This is a genomic window from Phormidesmis priestleyi BC1401 (assembly GCF_001650195.1).
Classification (GTDB): Bacteria; Cyanobacteriota; Cyanobacteriia; order Leptolyngbyales; family Leptolyngbyaceae; genus Phormidesmis_A; species Phormidesmis_A priestleyi_B.
Map to the genome: position 1 here is coordinate 1 of NZ_LXYR01000109.1, position 6,580 is coordinate 6,580.

Sequence of the window (6,580 nt, forward strand, 5' to 3'; positions counted from 1 at the left end):
GTCGAATTCGCAAGTGCTTAGATGAATTTGATACATTGCGAGAGGCGATGGAGGATGTCCTCAAGGCAGCGTCCTAACCTTAGTGGCGACGGCTATATTACGCCTGGATTGGCAGTGGTCAGATGGTCAGTCAGCGTGAAACCGATCGCCGAAATTATCAGGACATCTTGGCACTGGCAATCAAAACGGGAGATACCTCACTGGCGGCTAAAATACGAGCCTATGGGGAGCCACCCTATGCGGACAGCCCCTACGCCAATGCTTTCGTGATGGGTCAGTACGATCGCCTCTCTCCGCCGTACAGTCCGCCACAATCTTACATCCAGCGTGGCAGCGCGGCTAATCTCGGTCCCTGGGGTATTTTTGGCTCCGAATATAATCTCGTGGAGAAGGTGAATGTCCTGCGAGGGTTGCTCGATATGTTTGCAGTGATGTATCCCCAATTGCAAAACATTGACTTTCGCCAAACCGTCAAACAGCTTGAAGTACCCGTTTATCTGCTCGATGGCGCAGCCGAACTAAAGGGCCGCCGCGACTTGGCGCTGGAGTGGTTCGACCTATTAAAAGCACCCCGCAAGCAACGGTTTATTTTTGAGAACGCTGGGCATTCCGTCGCCTTTGAGCAGTTTGAGGCATTCTCCAAAATTATGACTGAAACCATTTTGCCTGAAACCTATTCAAAGCGCTGACTCGACTACCAGAGGATATGACTATTACCGGAGTGGAAGAAAGACCCTATGAAGAGATTAACACTGCTCAGCATCGGATTAGTGATTGGTTTGGCGGGATGCATTATTATTAACCCCGGAGGAGTTAAAGGAAGTGGTATTGCTAAGACGGAAACTAGATCTCTTGGCTCCTTCAATGCTCTAGATGTGGAGTATGCTGGTGCGATCGCAGTGCGTTCTCAAGAGCAGCAGAGTCTCGAAATTAGCGGCGACGATAACATCATCCCATTCATCACAACTGAAGTTAAAAACGGTACTTTATACGTCCGAGCCACGAAAGGATACAGTCCTGAGCAAAAGTTACAGATCAGGGTATCTACTCCCAATGTGAAACGGTTCGTCTTCGATGGGGTCGGTGAAGCGAATCTATCCAATATCAAGAATGATCGACTGGAAATAGTGCTGACCGGGGTTGGGAGTTTCAGCGCATCGGGTGAAACCAAGGAAGCGGACATTACAGTATCGGGGGTTGGCAGTCTAGACGCGAAGAATTTACGTGCTGTCAATGCCAAGGTCAATTCGAGCGCAGTCGGTAATGCTGACCTCTATGTGACAGGGCAACTGGATGTAAACGCATCTGGAGTAGGGGAAGTTAACTACTATGGAAACCCGAAAATCGTCAACCGACAGGCTGAGGGGATCGGAAAAATAAACCAAAGGTAAATGGTATTAGTCTGGACAAACTATCACACAACTTGAACTGCCCGATCGATACTTTAAACCTGAGGACACCATGATTAACGCTAAACCCATCTCAATTGAAGACTTGTGGGAATCGACACCAACAAGTAATCGCCCATTCGATCCAGAATTATTAGGCAATCTTCCCCATCTTGCTCGGCGCTATTTAGAACAAGCAATTGCTCCCGGTACACCCCTCGCATCCGCCGTTCGATTATGGATGCATGGAGAAATGAAACTCGGACAAGATTGGCATTCATTTAAAGCGGAAGAAGTGATTTGCTGGGATCGAGGCATGATTTGGCAGGCGACTACTTTGATGAATAGTAAGCCGATTTTGGTAGAGGATCGTCTCGTAGATGGCGTTGGAAATGCTTCGTGGAATACCATTCAGAGAAGTGGAGAAGATATCACTCGATCATGTGTGGGACGAGTTCAGATAGAGTCCATATGGCTACCGTCCGTTCTCTGCAACCCTGATATCATCTGGACGGAGTTAAACGCGTCCCAAGTTCAGGCAACCTTCACCAGCCTCGGCGAACCCGCCAAGCTTACCCTAACGGTCTCCAATCAGGGAGTCTTGGAGCAAGTTAAAAGCGATCGCTGGGGCAGCCTAGAAGGTGAAGCGTTTCACTATGGCGATTTTGGTGGCATGGTCGAGGATAGTGGTACCTTCGACGGCTACACGATCCCGACTCGTCTTCGCATTGGCTGGTTATTCGGCAGTGAACGTTTTGAGTCCGAAGGAGAATCCTTTCACTGCACGATCGACAAAGCAATTTACAAGTAATCGACGAATTCTGCCCATCGTTACTCCTGGAGATCGCACTCATAGCAGTATTTGGAAGTACCAATCTCTCTCGCCGACAAAGAGTTTGGAAGGAATAGAATCATGCGTGGATAGCTAAACGTCGATCGAAACGAAGCAGGCGATTCATTGACAGGATGGAGTAATGATTGCGATCTAGAAACGTTAGAAGTTTCCCTATGACAATTTGTATCGTAATCAATCAATTTAGACATCAACTCAACTGTTAGTCGCCCAAAATAATCGTTAGTGAGTATTCTATTGTATTGCTATAAATACGGAGAATTAAAAGATGAATAAGAAACAACCTGGAGAACTGAAAGATCGTCCACAAGCTGGGATACCTTGGAGAAATGTGATGATGGGCGTAATAGTAGCTTGTTTTGTTGCTGCATTTGTTTATTCTTTGTTAGCTGTCGTTGCTTATGTTGGTGTTAACATGTGGGTGAGGCATTCTGAGCCATATAGTTTGCCAACTAATTCCTCTCAACCGCAAAAATAAAAATCGTTAACTCTTCCAGTATCGTAGCAAAACACTGGTTTCCGGTTTTCCAATTTTGTCATTTAATAAAGCCTCTCAAAAGCTATCTCTTGTTGAGTTCTTATAAAGCAAGACAAGAACGGCAATGACGTTGAAGATGGCACCAAAGAAAAACCAGAGAAGGGCATTCCTCTTGGTGTTTTGCGCCCACAAAGCACAGAAGGCACCAAACAAAATAGCTACTCCGCCAGTGCTTACGTCAGAATTGACTGAAAAACTGGGATTAGGCTTGCTTCCCGAACTCAAAACGTCAATTCGCTCATCCAAAGCTTTCATCTGCTGCTTTAACTTCTTCACTTCCTGCTGCAACACTTCTGGACTTGGCGTAGGCGTGAGAGTACTCTGCTGCGCTTGCACCGATGAACAGCAGAGGAAAGCAGCGACAAGTGACAATGATAAAAAAGTTTTTAACCTGTGAAGTGATTTCATATATTCAATAGTATCAGATTCATTCAAGATACCTCTTTATTAAAAACCCCTCCAATGCTAACTGGAAAAACCCATGATTTATTCACCTTTGCTTTTGACACTACTATTGATCGGTCCAGCACTTGCTTCGATCGCGTTTCTCCGATCGCCATCAATCCGTGGACACTTACTATTGTTAAGTGTTTGCATCTTCTACGGCATCTTCCCGCTCCTTCTAACTTGGGGCGGACTCAGTTTGACGGAACGCTTTGGACCTTCCTGGCATCGAGACATCGTTACAGGGATGTTCTTTGCTCACTGGCTTGCAATCTTCACCATCCCCTCCGCTATTTTGGGTGCGATAGGATTGCTGCTTTCTTTGATTCTAAAGAATCAGCGATCGCGAACCAACGCAAATATTTCAGGGAGACCAACTACTTTTTTTTACCGCAGTCGTCGTCATAAAGTAGTTGCAGGACTATGTTCCGCCATCTCACAGCGGTGGAAACTGTCCATTCTAGGAGTTCGGATTGTCACCGTTATTTTAGCCATTGCCGTACCTGGACTTGTTTTGTCACTTTATGTTTGGGGTTGGTTGGCGTTCCCCTTGGAGTCGTCGATCGAAGCTCATTAGACGTTAACTGAGATCTTGCACCTGATTAAAACCCCTCGTTCATAGCCTTCAACCGCCCTGAACTGAAGTTCGGGCTAATCAGGGGAAAGTCCGTTGAAACGGACTGAAAGTCAATTCTGGTCTACTCTTGAGTCCGTTAAAACGGACTTTCCACCATTAGCCCGAACTTCAGTTCAGGGCGGGTTGTCGGGCTAACTGAGAATACTGCAAGATCTCAGTTAACGATCGTCCTGTTTCTCACCGAGAAAGGCTCTGTGCGGACTAACACTGAGTTTCAAACAATCTACGGAGCGAGGGGAATCGATGTTAGAGACAAATAGTACCAGCATTACACCAGGATCATTGCCTAACGGTTATCAAGAAGTTCTTTACTATCGCTTGAACAAACCGATTCGGGTGACCGTCTTACAAATCCTGTCAATCCCTCTTTTTGTTGTCTTTGGGCTGATGTTTCTCAATGTCGCTATTGGGTTGGGAAAGCTGCCATCGCATGTTCAGATCAGGCTGACTGGAATAATTCTACTTGTCATAGGAACTCTACTGACATTGTTTCTGCATGAACTTACTCATGGTGTGGTGATGCGGATGTTTGGCGCAAAACCTCACTATGGCGTTCTATGGAAGCAGGCAATGTTTTATGCCACAACACCCAGATATGCTTACCGCCGTAATGACTATTTGCTCATAACGCTTGCGCCATTATCTATTCTGAGCATTCTCGTGATTCTGGGAATGTGGTTTATGCAGGGTACCCTCTGGGTCGCCCTATTAGCGATCTGTGGAACCATCAACGCGAGCGGAGCGATCGGAGACCTATGGATAGCCATCATCGTGCTTCGATATGCCCCTACCGCCTATGTAATGGATGAGCGAGATGGGGTGCGCGTATTTTTGCAAAATCCTGAAGTGAGATAAAAAGAGAAAGTATTGCTGATAGCTGAACAGCAGCAGTCGATTGCGTTTCACGCACAAGTATGCGAACAATTCGCTTATTAGCTCAATCTATGAAAACAAACATTTGAGAAGAATAGCAATGAATATTGAACTTGCATATCAACTGCTCGTATGTGCCGGAAAAAGAAATATCATCAATGAATATGGACAAGAAATGTATGTAGCAATAAAGAAGATATCTGATGCAAAACTCAAAGAGATTTTACCTAAGATCCCCAAACTCAAAAATAGCCATTTCGATTTTAATTATAAGTTCATCGTCGCCTATGTCCCTATTTATTATGCCTTCAAACAGTTTGATGAAACTACAAATGATGCCGATCGACTATTGTGGATGATGAACGAAGAATTATTACGGAAAATCCCTCGATATATTTTGAGGCTAATTGGCAGACTAAGTTTGAATAAAAGTCTCAAGAAGAAGCAAAAGGCTTTACAGAAGTCTAGAGAAGAAGGATTGCTCGACCCTCTTGATTTCAAGATTCAGGTGATTGAGTGCGATGAAGGCAGTTATTTCTGCAATTTTGTAGAATGTGGAGCCTATAAGGTCTTAAAAATGATCGGAGAGGATTATGTATTTCCATCTGCGTGCAGAATCGATTATCTGGTTGCAAATCTGAGTGAGTTGAAATTTGAAAGAAACAAAACCATAGCGGATGGAGATGACTGTTGCAATAACCATATTATGGGACGTGGTTACACGGAATGGTCACCTGAGAAGGGATTTATCAACAGAAGATGATGGGCAAACTGGTACTGGACTTCTGCACGTTTTCAGTAAAAAATCTCGGTGAAATTTAAATTTAATGATGCACTTAATCACCTTCATCAGATCGCGATCGAGCAATCGCTGAAACCAAGAAAAAACAAAAACAGAGAGTAAGGTTCGGATCAAGGGCATCCTCGGCATTTTGATTCAAATTACCGAGGGTACTTGTCGATCTCAGCATAATCAGATTTTGAGGATTAAATCATGCCTATCGCAACTTATTTTAACGATTGCTATGCCATTCTGGGAGTGCTCCCGTTCACCGTCGAGCAGTTCTATGGCGTGTCTCGTGAGTACAACACGACGGTGTGGCCAGCCCAGATTTTCTTGCTTGTGCTTGCAGTGGTTGCCGTTGCCCTGGTGGTATTTCCGCGTCGTTGGTCGGGCTTGGGTGTGTCCTCCATCCTCGCCTTCCTGTGGGCTTGGCTCGGTCTCGTCTATCATCTCTCATTCTTTACGGTCATCAGCGCACCGGCGTATGGATTTGCCGCCGTTTCGGTCATGGGATCGCTCATCTTTCTCTGGCAGGGTGTCGTGCGCCGAAGGCTTGAGTTTCGTTTGACTACCAATGCCCGCACGGCTGTCGGTGTTCTGCTGATTGTCTTTGCCCTTGTCGTCTATCCCGCCTGGTCGATCGATGCGGGGCATTACTACCCGAATCTGGTTACGTTTGGTCTGCCTTGCCCCACCACGATATTCACTATCGGTCTGTTCGCGTTCACTGTTCGCCCTTACCCGCGCAGTCCACTCGTGGTGCCTGTCCTATGGTCACTGATCGGGGGGCAAGCCGCCTTTTTGTTCGGTGTCCCACAAGATCTCGGTCTCCTCGTAGCGGGTGTAGTGGGCATTGTGCTGATCGCACGATCGAAGGTTAAAAAGATCGCTAACTCAGAAATGAATCGGGATTATATAGCCGTCCAAAATGCACGTTTTAAGCTAAAAAATCTCATGAATTTAAATTTAAGAGAGTGTTTGTAAACAACTATTACAAACTTAGTACCTGTTCAGTAGTGAAGTGATATCAGGGAATAGGTTTGGCATGAGATGAACTATGGGT

General features: G+C 45.7%; 9 protein-coding genes. 8 read left to right on the forward strand and 1 reads right to left on the reverse strand.

The window, feature by feature from the left end; genetic code table 11:
• The first annotated feature begins 122 nt into the window (after positions 1 to 122).
• The 4 genes from A8707_RS25180 (at position 123) to A8707_RS27295 (ending at position 2,719) form a co-directional block, all read left to right on the forward strand.
• Positions 123 to 689: an alpha/beta fold hydrolase gene (locus A8707_RS25180; RefSeq protein ID WP_068820079.1), complete on the forward strand. Its 567-nt coding sequence runs from the start codon at positions 123 to 125 to the stop codon at positions 687 to 689.
• Positions 690 to 737: 48 nt separating this feature from the next.
• Positions 738 to 1,391 carry a head GIN domain-containing protein gene (locus A8707_RS25185; protein WP_068820081.1) on the forward strand — a complete coding sequence of 218 codons (654 nt, stop codon included), beginning with the start codon at positions 738 to 740 and terminating at the stop codon, positions 1,389 to 1,391.
• A gap of 70 nt (positions 1,392 to 1,461) precedes the next feature.
• Complete coding sequence (locus tag A8707_RS25190; protein ID WP_068820083.1) at positions 1,462 to 2,199, forward strand: DUF6544 family protein; 738 nt, start codon at positions 1,462 to 1,464, stop codon at positions 2,197 to 2,199.
• A 310-nt stretch (positions 2,200 to 2,509) separates the two neighbouring features.
• Positions 2,510 to 2,719, forward strand: coding sequence for a hypothetical protein (locus tag A8707_RS27295; protein ID WP_074382587.1), 210 nt, complete (start codon positions 2,510 to 2,512; stop codon positions 2,717 to 2,719).
• A 75-nt stretch (positions 2,720 to 2,794) separates the two neighbouring features.
• On the opposite strand, the gene A8707_RS28705 is transcribed toward A8707_RS27295, so the two are convergent.
• Complete coding sequence (locus A8707_RS28705; RefSeq protein WP_156518875.1) at positions 2,795 to 3,214, reverse strand: hypothetical protein; 420 nt, start codon at positions 3,212 to 3,214, stop codon at positions 2,795 to 2,797.
• A gap of 46 nt (positions 3,215 to 3,260) precedes the next feature.
• Here A8707_RS28705 and A8707_RS27300 point away from each other — a divergent pair, with 46 nt between their 5' ends.
• From A8707_RS27300 to A8707_RS25210, 4 genes are all read left to right on the forward strand, one after another.
• Positions 3,261 to 3,800, forward strand: a complete 540-nt coding sequence (locus A8707_RS27300; protein WP_074382588.1) for a PspC domain-containing protein — start codon at positions 3,261 to 3,263, stop codon at positions 3,798 to 3,800.
• A 303-nt stretch (positions 3,801 to 4,103) separates the two neighbouring features.
• Positions 4,104 to 4,715 (forward strand): DUF3267 domain-containing protein, encoded by a 612-nt coding sequence (locus A8707_RS25200; protein ID WP_068820091.1) that lies wholly within the window; start codon positions 4,104 to 4,106, stop codon positions 4,713 to 4,715.
• Positions 4,716 to 4,833: 118 nt separating this feature from the next.
• The gene (locus tag A8707_RS25205) at positions 4,834 to 5,496 is read left to right on the forward strand and encodes an L-2-amino-thiazoline-4-carboxylic acid hydrolase (RefSeq protein ID WP_068820093.1); all 663 of its coding nucleotides are present in this window, start codon (positions 4,834 to 4,836) and stop codon (positions 5,494 to 5,496) included.
• 231 nt (positions 5,497 to 5,727) lie between these two features.
• On the forward strand, positions 5,728 to 6,501 hold the full coding sequence (locus A8707_RS25210; RefSeq protein ID WP_068820095.1) for a DUF6064 family protein: 774 nt from the start codon (positions 5,728 to 5,730) through the stop codon (positions 6,499 to 6,501).
• Positions 6,502 to 6,580: the final 79 nt, after the last annotated feature.

Excerpts from the sequence above, each read along its gene's own strand:
- A8707_RS25185 (WP_068820081.1), top strand. The coding sequence starts at position 738 with ATGAAGAGATTAACACTGCTCAGCATCGGATTAGTGATTGGTTTGGCG.
- A8707_RS27300 (WP_074382588.1), top strand. The coding sequence starts at position 3,261 with ATGATTTATTCACCTTTGCTTTTGACACTACTATTGATCGGTCCAGCA.
- A8707_RS25190 (WP_068820083.1), top strand. The coding sequence starts at position 1,462 with ATGATTAACGCTAAACCCATCTCAATTGAAGACTTGTGGGAATCGACA.
- A8707_RS27295 (WP_074382587.1), top strand. The coding sequence starts at position 2,510 with ATGAATAAGAAACAACCTGGAGAACTGAAAGATCGTCCACAAGCTGGG.
- A8707_RS25200 (WP_068820091.1), top strand. The coding sequence starts at position 4,104 with ATGTTAGAGACAAATAGTACCAGCATTACACCAGGATCATTGCCTAAC.
- A8707_RS25180 (WP_068820079.1), top strand. The coding sequence starts at position 123 with ATGGTCAGTCAGCGTGAAACCGATCGCCGAAATTATCAGGACATCTTG.
- A8707_RS25210 (WP_068820095.1), top strand. The coding sequence starts at position 5,728 with ATGCCTATCGCAACTTATTTTAACGATTGCTATGCCATTCTGGGAGTG.
- A8707_RS25205 (WP_068820093.1), top strand. The coding sequence starts at position 4,834 with ATGAATATTGAACTTGCATATCAACTGCTCGTATGTGCCGGAAAAAGA.